Consider the following 17,435-nt stretch of genomic DNA (forward strand, 5'->3'; position numbering starts at 1 on the left):
TTGAGTTTATCCCTAAAAAATATTGTCCCGGTCATTCACGCCAAATGGTTAGGGATTGACGAAACCCGTGTCATTGACAACGTTTCCATCGACAGCCGTTCGCTACAAAACAACAACAGCACCTTATTTTTCGCCTTGGTGGGACAGCATCACGACGGACATCACTACATCGCCGAGTTGCTTGAAAAAGGCGTACAGCATTTTGTGGTCAGCCACATTCCTTATAAAATGGACGGTAAAGCCAATTTTCTTTTGGTGGAAAATACGCTCGAAGCCCTACAGCAATTTGCCGCTTTTTACCGCAAACAATTTGATTTCCCTGTCATAGGAATCACGGGAAGCAACGGAAAAACCATCGTAAAAGAATGGCTGAATTTCCTGTTAAGTCCCGAATACAATGTTATCCGAAGTCCGAAAAGTTATAATTCGCAGGTAGGAGTTCCCCTTTCAGTCATCGGGATTAACGAACGACACAACCTCGGTATTTTCGAGGCCGGTATTTCCCTGGTGGGCGAGATGGAAAAGCTGGAAAAAATCATTCAGCCCACCCTTGGCGTTTTAACCAATATCGGTTCGGCACACAACGAAGGTTTTGCTTCCGAAGCAGAAAAAATCATCGAAAAACTCAAACTGTTTCAGCATGCCGAAGTGGTGATTCTTCAGAAAAACGAAAAAATAGAAGCGCTTTTACCGCCATCTGTTAAAACGTTTTCCTGGAGCTATGACGATGCTACCGCAGCGGTTTTAATTTCGAAAAAAGGAAGTTCCACGCTGGAAATTCAGCAGAAAGACAAACGTTTTTCGGTAGCAATTCCGTTTCATGACAAAGCCTCCGAAGAAAACACCATTACCTGCTTGATGGTAATGCTGCATTTCGGTTACGATGAAAAAACGATACAGGAACGCATCGCCAATCTGTACCCGGTGGAAATGCGCTTACAGGTGAAAAACGGCAACAACAACTGCACCATAATTGACGACAGTTACAGTTCCGATTACCAATCGCTGAAAATCGCGTTGGACTTTCTGGAACAACACAAGACCCATAAAAAGAAAACGGTGATTCTTTCGGATATTTTTCAGAGCGGTTTTCCCATGGAAGAATTGTATGCAAAAGTATTCCGATTGCTGACCCATAACAAAATCGACACGGTAATTGGGATTGGCGAAAGCATCGGAACCTATTTAAAAGACTATCCGAATTTCAAAGCCTTTGCCACTACCCAGGAATTTTTATTCCAATTCAACAGCGATCATTTTTCCAACGAAACGATTCTGATTAAAGGGGCGCGTAGTTTTCAGTTTGAGGAAATCGTGGTGGTTTTGGAAGAGAAAACCCATGAAACAGTTTTGGAAATCAATCTGAACGCCATCAGTCACAACCTGAATTTTTACAAATCGAAACTAAAACCCACCACCAAAATGATGGTTATGGTCAAAGCCTTCGGTTACGGAAGTGGCAGTTTCGAAATTGCAAAATTGTTGGCGCATCATAAAGTGGATTATCTGGGTGTAGCTTTCGCCGATGAAGGTATTGCACTCCGTAACGCCGGAATCACAATGCCGATTATTGTAATGAATCCGGAAAACACGGCGTTTTCTGCCATGGTGACATATAATCTGGAACCGGAAATTTATTCGGCTGCCGTACTGAAGAAATTCATTGTTTTGGCACAACAGAAAAATTTATCCGATTATCCGATTCACCTGAAACTCGACACCGGCATGCACCGTTTGGGTTTCGAAGAAAAAGACCTGAACGAACTTGTCGGCTTACTGAAAAACAACAACTTTGTTGCGGTAAAAAGCATTTTCTCGCATTTATCGTCGAGTGACGTTCCGGAATTCCGTGATTTTACATTGGAACAGATTCAAAAATTTGATTCGATGTCGTCAGTACTATTGAAAGAATTAAGCATTGCTCCTATCCGACATATTTTAAACACTTCCGGCATTTATAGTTTTGCGGAGCATCAGTTTGACATGGTGCGCTTGGGCATTGGGTTGTACGGCGTTGGCAACGATCCGGAAGAAACGAAACATTTAGAAAATGTCGGGACGCTCAAAACCATTATTCTTCAGATAAAAGACGTAGCCGTGGGAGAAAGCGTGGGCTACAGTCGAAAATTTAGAGCCACTATTCCCACCCAAACCGCCACTATTCCGATAGGCTATGCAGACGGTATTCCGAGAAGTTGGGGCAATGAGAAAGGCTATGTCGTGGTGAACCACCAGAAAGCGCGCATTGTGGGCAACATTTGCATGGACATGCTCATGATTGACGTCACAAACATTGATTGCCGTGAAGGGGATACCGTAATCGTTTTCGGAAAATCACCCCGCGTTACCGAACTGGCGGAAGTGGTAGGCACCATCGCCTATGAGATTCTGACCAGTATTTCCCATAGGGTAAAACGTGTTTTCTACAAGGAATAAGCATTTTTTTTATTACAATGTTAAATTGTAACCTAAATTTTACTAATTTAGTGTTAAACGAGTTTAACTAAAATCATATTCTATGGGATTTATTTCAGAATTTAAGGAGTTCGCCATGAAAGGCAACCTGGTTGACATGGCAATTGCATTTGTAATGGGGGGAGCATTTGGTAAAGTAGTTACCGCTTTCGTTGAAAAAATGTTTGCGCCAATCATCGGATTAATCATGGGAGGTATCGACCTTAACGACAAAAAGTTAATCGTTAAAGACGGTATTGCCGAAGTTAAAGATGCCGCAGGCACCGTTGTAACACCGGCAGTTGCTGAAGTGGCAATCGAGTGGGGCGCTTTCCTTACCGCTTTGATTGATTTCATTATCGTTGCTTTTGTTATGTTCATGATTATCAAAGCGATGAATAAAATGAAAAAACCGGAACCGGAACCGGCGCCTTCAGGTCCGACACAAGAGGAATTGTTAGGTGAAATTCGCGATTTACTGAAAAAATAATCCGCTACACAACATATTCTAACTTAAACCATTCGTTGCGGCGAATGGTTTTTCTGTTTTATAAATAATTCTTGAGATCCTTTTTTTTATCATTTTTTAACAGCTTTATTATTTACTTTTGTGGTACTAAATAAATCTAAAAAACACACACATTAAAATGAAAGTAGCCGTTGTTGGAGCCACCGGAATGGTGGGCGAAGTAATGCTTCAGGTTTTAGCGGAAAGAAATTTCCCCATTACGGAATTAATTCCCGTAGCCTCCGAAAGATCTGTTGGAAAAGAAATTGAATTCAAAGGAAACAAATATAAGGTGGTAGGCATGCAAACTGCCGTCGACATGAAAGCCGATATCGCTGTATTTTCTGCGGGTGGTGACACTTCCAAAGAATGGGCTCCTAAATTTGCAGCAGCGGGTACGACAGTTATCGATAATTCTTCAGCCTGGCGAATGGATCCGACTAAAAAATTAGTGGTTCCGGAAATCAATGCCTCGGTTTTAACCAAAGACGACAAAATCATTGCCAACCCAAACTGTTCGACTATTCAGATGGTGATGGCGTTGGCACCGCTACATAAAAAATACGACATCAAACGCATCGTGGTTTCCACCTACCAATCCATCACCGGAACGGGAGTGAAAGCCGTACAGCAATTGGAAAACGAATATGCCGGAATTAAAGGCGAAATGGCGTATCCTTACCCGATTCACCGTAACGCGATTCCGCAATGCGATTCGTTCGAAGAAAACGGATACACCAAAGAAGAAATGAAACTGGTTCGTGAAACGCAAAAAATTCTTGAAGATAAAACCATCGCGGTTACGGCAACAGCCATCCGAATTCCGGTTGTGGGCGGACACAGTGAAGCGGTAAACGTGCAGTTCGAAAACGATTTCGACGTGAACGAAGTACGTTCCATTTTACACCATACTCCGGGAGTTACGGTTCAGGATAACTTGGACACCAAAACCTACCCAATGCCGATTTACGCGCAAGGCAAAGACGATGTTTTCGTAGGAAGAATTCGCCGTGATGAAAGTCAGCCCAACACCCTAAACATGTGGATTGTGGCCGACAATTTAAGAAAAGGCGCCGCTACCAATGCGGTACAGATTGCCGAATATCTTGTGGAGAACAAATTGGTATAATTCCAATAAAAAATAACTTAAGAAATCCGTTTGATGTAAAAGTGAAACGGATTTTCTTTTGGGTTTACTATCTTTGCATCGGATGAATAAGAAACTGCAACATCTCAGCCTTTCGTTACTGATTACAATATTGTTCGCCATATTGTTTCAATCAGCGCATTCCTATGAGCATTTGGCAGAGCAGTTCACCGAAAAACATTGCGACCACAAATACAATTCATCCAAAACTGAATTCTCCCACAGTCATCATGAATTTGACGATTGTTTTACCTGTGACTTTTCGTTTAGCAATTACATTCCCGTACAGTTTTTTTCCTTCGGTTTTTTCAAAACTACAATAACGGAAAAACTGCCTTTTTCAATTACCGAAAAACCTCTTGTCTTTTCGGGCCATTTCATCCCGCTCCGGGGTCCTCCTAGTTTTATTGGATAATGTACTACTGCCGAACTATTCGGCACAAATTCTTATACAATAATTCAATCATAATCACATGAAATTATTTTTAACGACCCTATTCATAGGGTTTTCGATAGTTGCTTTCGGGCAAAACACCCTCATTGGTACGGTTTCAGACCATCACAACAAACCTATAGAAAGTGTAACGGTTTCTATTCCGGAACTGCACAAGGAAACCATTACCGATACGAACGGAACATACACTTTCAACAATTTACCCAACGGAAATTTCAGCATCACTTTTTCGTCTATTGGTTATGCCAATAAAACCCTAATCATTACACTCAATCAAAAAGAAACGCGACTGAATACCCTTTTGGAAGAAACGTCCACCCACATGGACGAGGTGATAATTTCCACGGTTTTCAACAAACTGCAATCGCAAAACGTAATGAAAGTGGAACACCAATCGGTTAAGGATTTACAACAAAAAGGCGCGGCTACTTTAGCGGAAGGCTTAGCTACCATTCCCGGCGTGTCACAAATTTCTACCGGAACCTCCATCGGTAAACCGGTAATTCGCGGACTGAGCGGTAACCGCGTTTTGGTGTATTCGCAAGGCATTCGTATGGAAAACCAACAGTTTGGTGAAGAACATGGCTTGGGTATGAGCGACGCTGGTGTGGAAAGTGTGGAAGTAATTAAAGGCCCGGCCTCGTTGCTTTACGGTTCCGATGCCTTGGGTGGTGTGTTGTATTTTAATCCCGAAAAATTTGCCAAAGCCAATACGTTTTCAGGAAACTTCAACCAGAAACTGTTCTCCAACACGCAGGGAAGCAACACGTCGTTAGGTCTTAAAACTTCGTCAGACCATTGGAAATTCCTGACGCGGGGCAGTTATTCGACACACGCGGATTATGAAATTCCGTCCGGCGAAAAAGTCATCAACACCCGTTTTATCGAAAAAGATTATAAAATTGGCATTGGCTATTCGGACACCTATTACAATTCGGAATTCCGATACAATTACAACAATCTGAATATCGGTTTACCCGAAGAAGATCTTGAGAACACCAATTTCCGAACGCCTTTGTATCCGAAACAGGACATCGACAATCACATGCTGAGTCTGCACCAGAAATTTTTCTTCCGAAATTCAAAACTGGAAGCCGATTTGGGATACACTTTCAACAACCGAAAAGAACTGGAAGCCGTTGATGAAGTCGCGCTGCACATGAAACTGAAAACAGCGAGTTATAACATAAAATACTATCTTCCAAAATCCGGAAATCTGGAGACCATATTGGGAGTTCAGGGATTACATCAGACCAATAAAAACAATGGCGAAGAACTGCTGATTCCCGACGCTTCCACTAATGATATTGGTGTTTTGCTGACTTCCAATTACGAATGGAAATCGCATACTTTTCAGGCCGGAATCCGTTATGATGCCCGAAAAATAAATACCGAAACCCACGGAATCGTGGGTGAGGAAGGCTACTTTAAAGCCATCGACAGAACTTTCGAAAGCTTTAATACATCGTTGGGATATAAAACCAAATTGCGTGATAAGCTGACACTTCGTTTGAATATCGCTTCGGGGTTTCGTGCGCCAAATTTGGCCGAGCTGACTTCCAATGGGGTCCACGAAGGCAGCAACCGGTATGAAATCGGGAACGCCGATTTAAAAAACGAGCAGAATATTCAAACCGATCTGAATCTGGAATATGGCAATGCCCATTTCGAATTTTTCGTCAACGGATTTTACAATCACGTAAACAATTATATTTTCATCTCCCCTAATGGTGCAGAAATAGACGGTAACAACGTGTATGATTACGTTCAGGACAATGCCGCACTTTACGGTGGAGAAATCGGCATTCACTATCATCCACATCCTTTGGATTGGCTGCATTTTGTGAGCAGTTTTGAAAACGTGACCGGTAAAAAAGACACTGGCGAGTATTTACCGCTGATACCGGCAAACAAATTTTCAAACACGATTCGCACGGAATTCAATATTCAGCAATGGTTCCAAAAAGGATATGCCTTGGTGAATCTGGATTATATTCTGAAGCAGAACAACAACAGTGCGTTTGAAACAACATCGAACGATTACACACTGTTGAATTTAGGTTTTGGCGGAAACATCAACGTTGGAAAAGCCAAGTTCGATCTTTCACTTAATGCCAACAACCTGTTGAACAAAACCTATGTTCCGCATTTGTCCCGATTAAAAACCGATGGCATTCCAAACATCGGAAGAAACATCATTTTGGGTCTGAATTTCAATTTTTAACACAAAAAGCTATCCTAACCGATAGCTTTTTTTTAACACATTTGAAGTTGCAGAATACTTATATTTGAGAAATCAAAAAACAACGCATGAGAAATATTGTAATCACAACTGCCGTAATCTGTAGTTTAACCATGAATGCACAAGCGCCAAAAAACGTAGGGAAAATCAAATATCCCGAGACCAAAAAAATCGAACATACCGACACCTATTTCGGTACTAAAATCAACGATCCTTACCGATTGCTCGAAGACGACCGTTCTGCTGAAACCGGCGCCTGGGTTAAAGCGCAAAACGAAGTCACTTATGGCTATCTGAAACAGATTCCGTTTCGTGATGCCATAAAAGCCCGTATGGAAAAACTGTGGAACTACGAGAAAATTTCAGCGCCTTTCAAAGAAGGAAACTATACCTATTATTATAAAAACAACGGCTTGCAGAACCAGTCGGTTTTGTACCGAAAAGATGCTTCGGGAAAAGAGGAAATCTTTTTGGACCCGAATACGTTTTCCAAAGACGGAACCACTTCATTGGGTGGACTGGATTTCTCCAAAGACGGTTCCAAAGTAGCCTATGCCATTTCCGAAGGCGGCAGCGACTGGCGCAAAGTGATTATCATGGATGCGGTTACCAAAAAAGTGATTGAAGACACTATTGTCGATGTGAAATTCAGCGGCGTTTCCTGGAAAGGCAATGAGGGTTTCTATTATTCGAGCTACGACAAACCGAAAGGAAGCGAATTATCGGCAAAAACCGATCAGCATAAGTTGTATTACCATAAATTAGGCACCGCGCAGAAAGACGACAAGGTTATTTTCGGCGTGGACCAAAAAAGAAGGTACGTGGGCGGAAGCGTTACCGAAGACGACAATTATCTGGTGATTACGGCGGCGAATTCGACTTACGGAAACGAGTTGTACATTAAGGACCTGACTAAAGAAAACAGTCCGATTGTCACCATTTTGGACCACTTCAATACATCGAGTTACATCATTGAAAACGAAGGTAAAAAACTATTCATTGTAACGGATTTCAATGCACCGAATAAAAAAATAGTAACGACCGACTTTTCGAATCCGAAACCGGAAAACTGGCAACCGTTTATTCCCGAGACTGAAAACGTGTTATCGCCTTCCACCGGAAGCGGCTATTTCTTCGCTAATTACATGAAAGATGCGGTTTCCGTTGTGAAACAATACGATTACAGCGGGAAACTGGTTCGCGAAATCACGTTGCCGGGTGTTGGCACTGCAGGTGGTTTTGGTGGAAAAAAAGACGAAAAAACACTGTATTATTCGTTTACCAATTACATCACCCCGGGAACCATTTATTCGTTTGAACCGAAAGCGGGAAGTTCTGCCGTTTACGAAAAACCGAAAGTGGATTTCAACGGGGAGAATTATGTTTCCAAACAGGTTTTCTATACTTCGAAAGACGGGACCAAAATCCCGATGATCATTACCCACAAAAAAGGATTGAAACTGGATGGTAAAAATCCAACGATGTTATACGGTTACGGAGGGTTTAATGTGAGTTTAACTCCAGCTTTCAGCATTGCCAATGCGATTTGGATGGAAAACGGAGGAATTTACGCGGTTCCGAATTTACGTGGTGGTGGCGAATACGGTAAAAAATGGCATGATGCCGGAACAAAAATGCAGAAACAAAATGTGTTTGACGATTTCATCGCTGCTGCGGAATACTTAATCAAAGAGAAATACACCTCTTCCGATTATTTAGCGGTAAAAGGCGGCTCCAATGGCGGATTACTGGTTGGCGCCACGATGACCCAACGTCCCGATTTAATGAAAGTGGCTTTACCGGCGGTGGGTGTTTTGGACATGTTGCGTTACCACACATTTACTGCAGGAGCTGGTTGGGCTTACGATTACGGCACTTCGGAAGAATCGGAGGCAATGTTTAACTACATCAAAGGGTATTCTCCGGTGCACAATGTTAAGAAAGGAACGCAGTATCCGGCAACTATGGTTACTACGGGTGATCACGATGACCGCGTAGTGCCGGCACACAGCTTTAAATTTGCTGCCGAATTGCAGGACAAACAATTCGGAAACAATCCGACTTTGATTCGTATTGATATTAATGCGGGTCACGGAGCAGGAAAATCGGTAGCGGCTACGATTCAGGAAAATGTGGACATGCAGGCGTTTACCTTATTCAATATGGGGATTACAAAATTGCCAGAGGTTAAAAAATAATCTGATTTACTTCTAACAAAAAAAGCGTTCGCCTAGGCGAACGCTTTTTTTATTTATTTAGGATTCCTTAAAAACGATTATCCCCGTCAATCATTCTTCCCAAACCGCCCAACAAACTGCCTTCGTCTCTACCGCTTCCGCCTGCTTTCGGTGCAGATGCGATTATTCTGTCGGCCAAACGGCTGAAAGGTAATGATTGGATGTACACGATTCCGGGTCCGCGTAAGGTCGCATAAAACAACCCTTCCCCTCCAAAAACAGAATTTTTGATACCACCGATGAATTCGATATCGTAATCGACATCTTTGGTGAATCCTACGATACAACCCGTATCCACTTTCAACACTTCTCCGGGTTGCAATTCTTTACGCGCCAAAGTTCCGCCTGAGTGTACAAATGCCATACCGTCACCTTCGATTTTCTGCATAATGAATCCTTCCCCACCGAATAAGCCACGGCCCAATTTACGGGAGAACTCGATGCCTACGGAAACCCCTTTGGCCGCACATAAGAACGAATCTTTCTGACAGATGAATTTTCCTTGGTATTTGGTTAAGTCAATCGGAACAATTTTTCCCGGATAAGGGGAAGCAAAGGAAACTTTACGTTTTCCTGCGTCCTGATTCATATACGCTGTCATGAATAAACTTTCACCGGTCAAAACACGTTTTCCGGCTGTCAGTAATTTCCCGAAAAGGCCTTGTTGCTGTCCGGAACCATCACCAAAAATGGTTTCCATCTTGATGCCGTTGTCCATCATCATGAAACTGCCGGCTTCGGCAATGACCACTTCCTGCGGATCCAGTTCTATTTCTACATATTGCATTTCCTCACCATAAATATGGTAATCGATTTCGTGTGCCTGCATGATTGTTTGGTTTTTTGATTATACCCATTAGACGCAGCAAACAACAAGATGTTACAAAGGGAAAAAGCGAAAATATTACCCCAAAACCGATTTTCGGATGACGTGATTGAATAATCTGTAACCTAATTTGGAACGAAGCAATCGCATCGCATTGGCATCGAAACCTATGGTGTAACGGGTAAAATTTTTACACGGATTGTTGGCAATCTCAAATAAGGTTTTGGTAATTTCAGGGGTAAGATTGGTATTCTTTTTGGTTTTTTTATGAAGAATGTCCGTGATTTTTTTCATCATTCGGTCGTAGGAAGGAATGGCTGAAGGTTCGGATTTGACCACGTGACTCTGGAAAGCCGTTGGTGCGTTTCCGAACTGAACCGTACTTACACTGATGTTGAATTCCAATAACTCATACGACATGCATTCCGAGAAACTTTCCACCGCTTTTTTTGTCGAATGGTAAAAGCTGCCCAAAGGCAAATTCACCAATCCGGCAATGGAAGAGATATTGATGAACTGTCCGTGTTGCTGTGCTCTAAAAACCGGAATAAAAGCGCGGCAGATTTTCACGACACCCAACCAGTTGACATCAACGATATGTTGGATTTTTTCATCTTCGGAAAGTTCCACAAAACTTCGGTAACCGATTCCGGCATTGTTGATGACCGCATCTACAGTTTTATGGTTTTTCAGAATTTTCGCCTTCGCGTTTTCAATGCTTTCGGTGGAGGTTACGTCCAACAAATAACTGCTTACATTGGGAAGTGCCACCACCTCTTTGCCATGATCGAAACAGGTCATGGTTGCAATGACATGCCAGCCGTTTTGGGAAAAATATTTCGCAGTTTCTTTACCGATACCGCTTGAAGCGCCTGTAATCAATACCGTTTTCATGTCATTCCGATTTGTTGTAGTCAATTTTACCAACGTGACGCATGATGCGCACAATTTTATCTTTTCTTCTGTTAATATAAGACGACGAATTGGACGCTTTGTATTTTCTTGGATTCGGCAAAATCGCCGCAATTCCGGCGGCCTCATATTTCGTTAAATCCTTAGCGTCTTTTCGGTACCAATGTTCGGCGGCAGCCTGTGCTCCGTAAACTCCGTTGCCCATTTCGATACTGTTCAGGTACACTTCCATAATGCGTTCTTTGCCCCAAATCAATTCGATAAGCACCGTGAAATAGGCTTCCAATCCTTTACGCAGGTAACTTCTGCCCTGCCATAGGAAAACATTTTTGGCCGTTTGTTGGGAAATCGTACTACCGCCCTTTAATTTTTTCCCTTTCTGATTGCTCTCGTAGGCGTTGGCTAAGGCTTTAAAATCGAAGCCGTTATGTCTTAAAAAGTTACCGTCTTCACTGGCAACAACCGCTTTTTGAAGGTTCATGGAAATGTCTTCCAACGGCACCCAATCGTGACTGCACGTCATTTCTTTACCCGCTTCTCTTTGTTCCAAAGCACGTGTCATCATAAGGGGTGTAAACGGTACCGGAACGAATTTAAAAACAATTACGGATAGGATTGACAACCCGAAAAGCCATAAAAACAATTTGAGAAAAAAGACAACTATCCTTCTTCTTAAACTGCGTTTTGGCGTATTGCTTTTTTTAGCCGGTTGCTTTTTTACGGTTTTTTTTACTGCCATTTATACTAAATCTGCTAATTCCTGTCCGACCAAACTGCCTATGGCTACGCCCATTCCGCCGAGACGAACGCCGCAATACACATTTTGGGACAACTGTTCCACAATTGGTTTTTTATGAGAGCCTAAGCCCATAATACCGCTCCAACGATGTTCAATCTTATATTCGCGATTTGGTAAAATCACTTCGGAAAGCAATTGTTCCAAGCGGTTCTGGATTTTTTCGGTCAGGCCGAATTCGGACGTGGTTTCGCCTTCAAAATCGAGATTTCTTCCGCCACCGAACAAAATCCGGTCACCGATATTTCGGAAATAATAATAGCCGCCATCAATGTGAAACGTGCCTTTAATATCGAGATTCGGAATCGGTTCGGTAATCAAAACCTGTGCGCGTGCCGGACGAACTGCACCATCCGTAATTGTACCGGCGAAACCGTTGGTCGCAAAGAGCACTTTTCTGGAGGTAAATGTAAAATCGTTGGTATGAAGCTGAACCCCGTTACCGGTATCGTGGAAATCGGTTACGGTTTGTTGGTTTAAAATCAGGATATTATTTGCCACCGCTTCCTTCAGCAAAGCCTGCATCATGTTACCGGTATCGATCTGTCCTTCAAAGGGATTGAATATCAGGTATTCGTGAATGCCTTTAAAATCGAATCGGTCGACTTCTTTCGCAAAAACATCAGTTCGGAAAAGCGGTTTGAGAATTTCGTTTACAAAAGGCAATTTCTGCAAACACTCGGCATAGGTACTTTCGTCCTCTTTCAGAAAGAGTTCATACCCTCCATAAGGCTTAAAATCGATGGTGGCATCGCCCAGCCGTTTGCGCAATAACTGCAAGCCGCTCCAACGCTTTTGAATAAGTTGGAGTACTTCCTCTTCGTTGTAATTCCTGAGGTCTTCAATAATTTCCGAAAGACTTCCAAAACAGGCAAAACCGGCATTTTTTGTACTGGCTCCTTCGGGTAAAATCCCTTTTTCCAACACCAGAATTTTACTTTCAGGGAAACGTTCACGAAGGCGCAATGCGGTATGAAGCCCCACAATTCCGCTACCAACAACGGTATGATCAACGTTGGTAAACCAATTTTTCAGTTCCCAAAAGCTAACATTCATGACGTTTATTTTCTGGCTTTCATTTTATTTTTGATTGAATTGATCACTAATGGTGCTGTCGATAGCACTATGATTCCGATTATAATCAATTCTATATACTCTTTCAGATTGATTCCATAATTGTTTTTCAGATAAGTATACAAATAATGACCCGCGAAAATCAGTACGTACGACCATAAGAATGAACTCACGATATTGTAAAACATGAATTTTTTCTTTTCCATCTGAACAATTCCGGCTACAATGGGTGCAAACGTTCTTAAGATTGGTAAGAATCTTGCGAAAATAATGGCTCTTCCGCCGTGTTTTTCAAAAAACAAACGCGACTGTATTAAATATTTTTTCTTGAACCAGAAATTGTCCTCTTTGGAATACAAATAGTGACCGCTTTTGGCGCCAAACCAATAGCCTACAATATTTCCGATGATTCCGGAAACGGCAACCAAAGTCGCCAATAGTGTTACATTGGCAAACTCATTTTCAATCACTACCAACTCTTTCATAAGCGCCTCGCTGTAAATTCCGGAAAGGAATAACAAGCTGTCGCCCGGTAAAAAGAAACCGGCAAACAGCCCCGTTTCAGCAAAGACGATAAACAATACGATATAGATTCCGATATGGTGACCGGCAATTTCAAGATTAATGTAAAATTCTGGGTTTAATAACTGCGTCCAGTGAAATTCTTCCTTCATTTGAGGATGTTTTTAAAAATTAATTCTGTTTTTGGGTTTCCCATTTGTCTACCGCACTGGTTGCCAAAGCATTTCCAAGTACGTTTGTCATACTTCTTGCCATATCACAAAAATGATCGATAGGTAAGATCAGCGCAATACCTTCCGGCGGGATACCGAACATCGCACAGGTGGCCACTACTACGATTAAAGAAGCCCTTGGCACACCGGCAACCCCTTTACTTGTTAGCATCAGCACCAATAGCATGGTTAATTGTTTGTCCAACGGCATGTCGATTCCGTATACCTGAGCAATGAAAATACTGGCAAACGTCATGTACATCATGCTTCCATCAAGGTTAAACGAATAACCCAACGGCAGGGTGAACGATACGATTCTGGGCTGACATCCGAAGCGCTCCAACTCTTCCACCATTTTTGGGAAAACCGCTTCGCTGCTGGTTGTGGAGAAGGCAATCAGTAATGGACTTTTGATTCTTCGCAATAAGGTCCAAAGACGATTCCCTAAAATAAGGTAGCCTACAAAAAGTAATAAAATCCAAAGAATGACAATTCCGATGGCAAATGCAAGAAGATAATTGGCATACAGACTGAAAATTTCAAAACCGTAGTTAGCAACTGCAGCGGCTACTGCTCCGAAAACGCCTAAAGGAGCCAACCACATTATATAGGTAACCATTTTTAGGACAACGTGAGAAATCCTGTCAAACAATTTGATAACCGGCTTTCCCTCTTTTCCTAACGTGGACAGGGCAATACCGAAAAGAATGGAGAAAATTACAATTTGCAGAATCTCGTTGGTGGCGAAGGCTTCAAAAATACTTTTCGGAACCACGTGTTTTACGAATTCCTCCAATGAAAACGATTGGGTTTTTTCCAACAATTCGGAAGCTGAGGACGTATCCTCCATTTTGATGTTTGTGCCTTTTCCGGGAGCGAGTGTATTTACCAATACCATTCCTAAAAGCAAGGAAATCAAAGAAGCGGTGATAAACCAAGCCATGGCTTTTGCTCCTACCCGGCCCACCATTTTCATATCACCCATTTTGGCAATCCCCACCACTAAAGTGGTGAAAACCAAAGGAGCAATAATCATCTGAACCATTCGGATAAAAATAGTCCCTAATAATTTTATGTTTTTTGCAAACGCTTCTTTTACATCCGGAAACTGATAATGTATGACTCCTCCTAAGATTACACCAAGCAGCAAGGCGACAATAATCGCTATAAAGAGTTTATTGTTATTGTTTTTCACTTCAAAATTAATTTTAGTCCGTGAAAATAGTCATATTTTTTGAAACTGCCTTTTCTTTATTTAATAAAAACCGGAAAGCGTTCTAAATCTTTCGAAAACAAAGAATTACGAAATGTGCAAATTTTGTTAAAAAAAACAATACCCCAATACATATTTCACAACAAAAAATCTTTAAACACTCATTTAGTTCAATAAATAAATGCCATATCTGTAATATGTTTTACTTATGGTTAACATAAATTCATTTTGTGTTATAATTTTTTGCTTATTTGATAAAAATGTTAAATATATTTGCGCTGAAAAACTAACAACCAAAAATCAATTAACAACCAAAAAACCATGAAGTACAGATTACTTTCAATTGCTTTATTGGCATTTACGAGTAGCACTTTCGCGCAAAGCGGAGACTCGTTCTGGAAGGCTTCTTCAAAAAAAAGTAACGTTGTTACTACCCAAAGAGGAGCTATTCTGCCTACTAAAAATCTGTTTGATTTAGATCTCAACGGATTAAAAAATGCAGTAGTGCATTCTCCTAAAAGAGGCGTTAATTCCTTAAAATCAAACATTATCGTTTCGTTTCCGGGCGCAGAAGGCCAACTGGAACGCTTCCGAATTTTTGAAGCTTCCAACATGGAGCCGGGATTGGCAGAACGTTACCCGGATATCAAATCGTATGTCGGACAGGGAATTGACAACCCAACGGCAACCATCTACTTCAGCATTTCGCCGCTGGGATTACAAACCATGCAACTTAATGCGGACCAGTCGGCCGTATTCATTGAACCGTATTCACAGGATTTAAAAACGTACAGCGTTTACAGAAAGGCGGATAAAATCCAATCGCTTTCGCATTTCGAATGTACCGTACTTGATGCTACACACGAAAGCGCTGTTGCTTCAGGAGCTAATTTAAGACCAAATGCAGACGACAGTACCTTGAGAACATTCCGTTTGGCGATGTCGGTAACCGGAGAATATACGGCTTATTTTGGCGGTACAAAAGCGTTGGCTTTAGCTGCGATTAACAACACCATGACGCGAGTAAACGGGGTTTTTGAAAAAGATTTCGGTGTTCGCATGAACTTAATTGCCAATAATGACGCTGTAATTTACACCAACGCATCAACAGATCCTTACTCTGCAGCAGCCTCCATGTCCAACTGGAATTCGCAATTGCAATCGACTTTAACCTCGGTTATCGGAGAATCCAATTATGATGTGGGTCACCTATTCGGGGCTTCCGGAGGCGGGGGTAATGCAGGGTGTATCGGATGCGTTTGTGTAAACGGTCAAAAAGGAAGTGGTTATACTTCCCCGGGAGACGGAATTCCTTCAGGGGATAACTTCGACATTGATTATGTGGCACACGAATTAGGACACCAATTTGGCGCTAACCATACTTTTTCACACACTAATGAAGGTACAGGTGTTAATGTGGAGCCTGGAAGTGGTTCAACCATTATGAGTTATGCCGGAATTACCAATCAGGATGTTCAGGCGCATTCGGAGGCTTATTTCCACGCGGCCAGCATCCAACAGGTCACCAATAACATCAAAAACAAAACGTGTCAAACCAATACGGCAACCGGAAATTCCGTTCCGACAGCCAGTGCCGGTTTAGACTATACTATCCCGAAAAGCACTCCGTTTATGTTAACAGGAACAGGAACAGACGCTAACGGGGATGCACTTACGTATGTTTGGGAACAAATGGACAATGCGTCTTCTGCACAAACCGGAGCAAGTTCGGCGGCAAGCGCTACGAAAACATCCGGTCCGACTTTCAGATCGTATGCACCCAGCACTTCACCGGTTCGTTATTTTCCTAATATGTCCCGAATTTTAGCGGGAGCGACCACAACTTCCGGAGCGGAAATCACTGTAGAGGCTTTGCCTTCAGTAGCCAGAAACTTGAATTTCAGATTCAGCGTAAGAGATAACAGAGCCGGTGGTTCTGCTAACAATAGTGACGATATGATTGTTACTGTAAACGGAACTGCAGGACCATTCGCTGTCAGCGCACCAAATACGGCGATTTCATGGGCGGGTGGTTCATCCCAAACCGTTACCTGGAACGTAGCCGGAACAACCGCAAACGGTGTAAACTGTGCTAATGTTGACATTTTAATTTCAACCAACGGAGGTACTACCTGGTCAACGTTATTGGCCGCAACACCAAATGACGGCACACAAGCTATCACCGTTCCGAATACTCCCGGTACTCAAAACCGAATCATGGTAAAAGGTACGAATCACATTTTCTTTGATGTGTCGAATACGAATTTCACCATTACGGCCGGAACATCAGATACTACGGCTCCATCTGCTCCAACAAGCTTATCCGCTTCAGGAACTACCACTACAACTACCAACTTGTCTTGGACCGCTGCTACCGATAATGTTGGCGTAACAGGATATGAGGTTTACAGAGGAACCACATTATTAGGAACCGTTGCTACTACTACCTATAATGTAACAGGTTTAACAGCGGCAACAGCGTATACATTCTCTGTAAAAGCAAAAGATGCGGCCGGAAACGTTTCTGCTGCAAGTAATACGGTGAACATAACTACATTGGCTGCAACAGCTGTTTATTGTACATCACAAGGAAACAGTGTGGCAGATGAATCTATCGGAAGAGTACAAATCGGAACCATCAACAATGCTTCTACAGGAGGTACAGGGTATACTGATTTCACATCAATTTCCACAAATCTTACCAAAGGTACTTCAACAACGATTACAGTAACGCCAACATGGACGGGATCTGTTTACCCTGAAGGCTATGCGGTTTGGATTGACTACAACAACGATAAAGACTTTGACGATGCAGGAGAACTGGTATGGAGCAACGCT

Annotated in this window: 12 protein-coding genes; 6 read left to right on the top strand and 6 right to left on the bottom strand. The window is 42.3% G+C overall.

Translation table 11 applies throughout. The features are described from left to right. From BLQ05_RS09845 to BLQ05_RS09870, 5 genes are all read left to right on the top strand, one after another. Positions 1–2,436 (top strand): bifunctional UDP-N-acetylmuramoyl-tripeptide:D-alanyl-D-alanine ligase/alanine racemase, encoded by a 2,436-nt coding sequence (locus BLQ05_RS09845; RefSeq protein WP_023576145.1) that lies wholly within the window; start codon positions 1–3, stop codon positions 2,434–2,436. A gap of 82 nt (positions 2,437–2,518) precedes the next feature. Continuing rightward, positions 2,519–2,944, top strand: coding sequence for a large conductance mechanosensitive channel protein MscL (gene mscL / locus BLQ05_RS09850; RefSeq protein ID WP_023576146.1), 426 nt, complete (start codon positions 2,519–2,521; stop codon positions 2,942–2,944). A 157-nt stretch (positions 2,945–3,101) separates the two neighbouring features. Then, positions 3,102–4,091, top strand: coding sequence for an aspartate-semialdehyde dehydrogenase (locus tag BLQ05_RS09855; protein WP_023576147.1), 990 nt, complete (start codon positions 3,102–3,104; stop codon positions 4,089–4,091). A gap of 491 nt (positions 4,092–4,582) precedes the next feature. Beyond that, a complete protein-coding gene (locus BLQ05_RS09865) occupies positions 4,583–6,787 on the top strand; it encodes a TonB-dependent receptor (protein WP_023576149.1) in 2,205 nt (734 codons plus the stop codon). A gap of 131 nt (positions 6,788–6,918) precedes the next feature. Beyond that, a complete protein-coding gene (locus tag BLQ05_RS09870) occupies positions 6,919–9,003 on the top strand; it encodes a prolyl oligopeptidase family serine peptidase (protein ID WP_238321139.1) in 2,085 nt (694 codons plus the stop codon). A 67-nt stretch (positions 9,004–9,070) separates the two neighbouring features. Here the strand turns inward: BLQ05_RS09870 and BLQ05_RS09875 are convergent, their stop codons facing one another. The 6 genes from BLQ05_RS09875 to BLQ05_RS09900 form a co-directional block, all read right to left on the bottom strand. Beyond that, positions 9,071–9,871, bottom strand: coding sequence for a TIGR00266 family protein (locus BLQ05_RS09875; RefSeq protein ID WP_074460122.1), 801 nt, complete (start codon positions 9,869–9,871; stop codon positions 9,071–9,073). A gap of 75 nt (positions 9,872–9,946) precedes the next feature. Then, positions 9,947–10,762, bottom strand: a complete 816-nt coding sequence (locus BLQ05_RS09880; RefSeq protein ID WP_074460123.1) for an SDR family NAD(P)-dependent oxidoreductase — start codon at positions 10,760–10,762, stop codon at positions 9,947–9,949. 1 nt (position 10,763) lies between these two features. Then, complete coding sequence (gene mtgA, locus BLQ05_RS09885; protein WP_074460124.1) at positions 10,764–11,519, bottom strand: monofunctional biosynthetic peptidoglycan transglycosylase; 756 nt, start codon at positions 11,517–11,519, stop codon at positions 10,764–10,766. Then, positions 11,520–12,632: an NAD(P)/FAD-dependent oxidoreductase gene (locus BLQ05_RS09890; protein WP_074460125.1), complete on the bottom strand. Its 1,113-nt coding sequence runs from the start codon at positions 12,630–12,632 to the stop codon at positions 11,520–11,522. 5 nt (positions 12,633–12,637) lie between these two features. Next, positions 12,638–13,324, bottom strand: a complete 687-nt coding sequence (locus tag BLQ05_RS09895) for a DedA family protein (RefSeq protein ID WP_074460126.1) — start codon at positions 13,322–13,324, stop codon at positions 12,638–12,640. Between the two features lie 19 nt (positions 13,325–13,343). Continuing rightward, positions 13,344–14,579, bottom strand: a complete 1,236-nt coding sequence (locus BLQ05_RS09900) for a dicarboxylate/amino acid:cation symporter (protein WP_074460127.1) — start codon at positions 14,577–14,579, stop codon at positions 13,344–13,346. A 339-nt stretch (positions 14,580–14,918) separates the two neighbouring features. On the opposite strand from BLQ05_RS09900, the gene BLQ05_RS09905 reads away from it, so the two are divergent. Further along, on the top strand, positions 14,919–17,435 hold a 2,517-nt coding region (locus tag BLQ05_RS09905; protein WP_074460128.1), incomplete at its 3' end, for a reprolysin-like metallopeptidase.

The organism is Flavobacterium saliperosum, from assembly GCF_900100625.1.
Taxonomy (GTDB): Bacteria; Bacteroidota; Bacteroidia; order Flavobacteriales; family Flavobacteriaceae; genus Flavobacterium; species Flavobacterium saliperosum.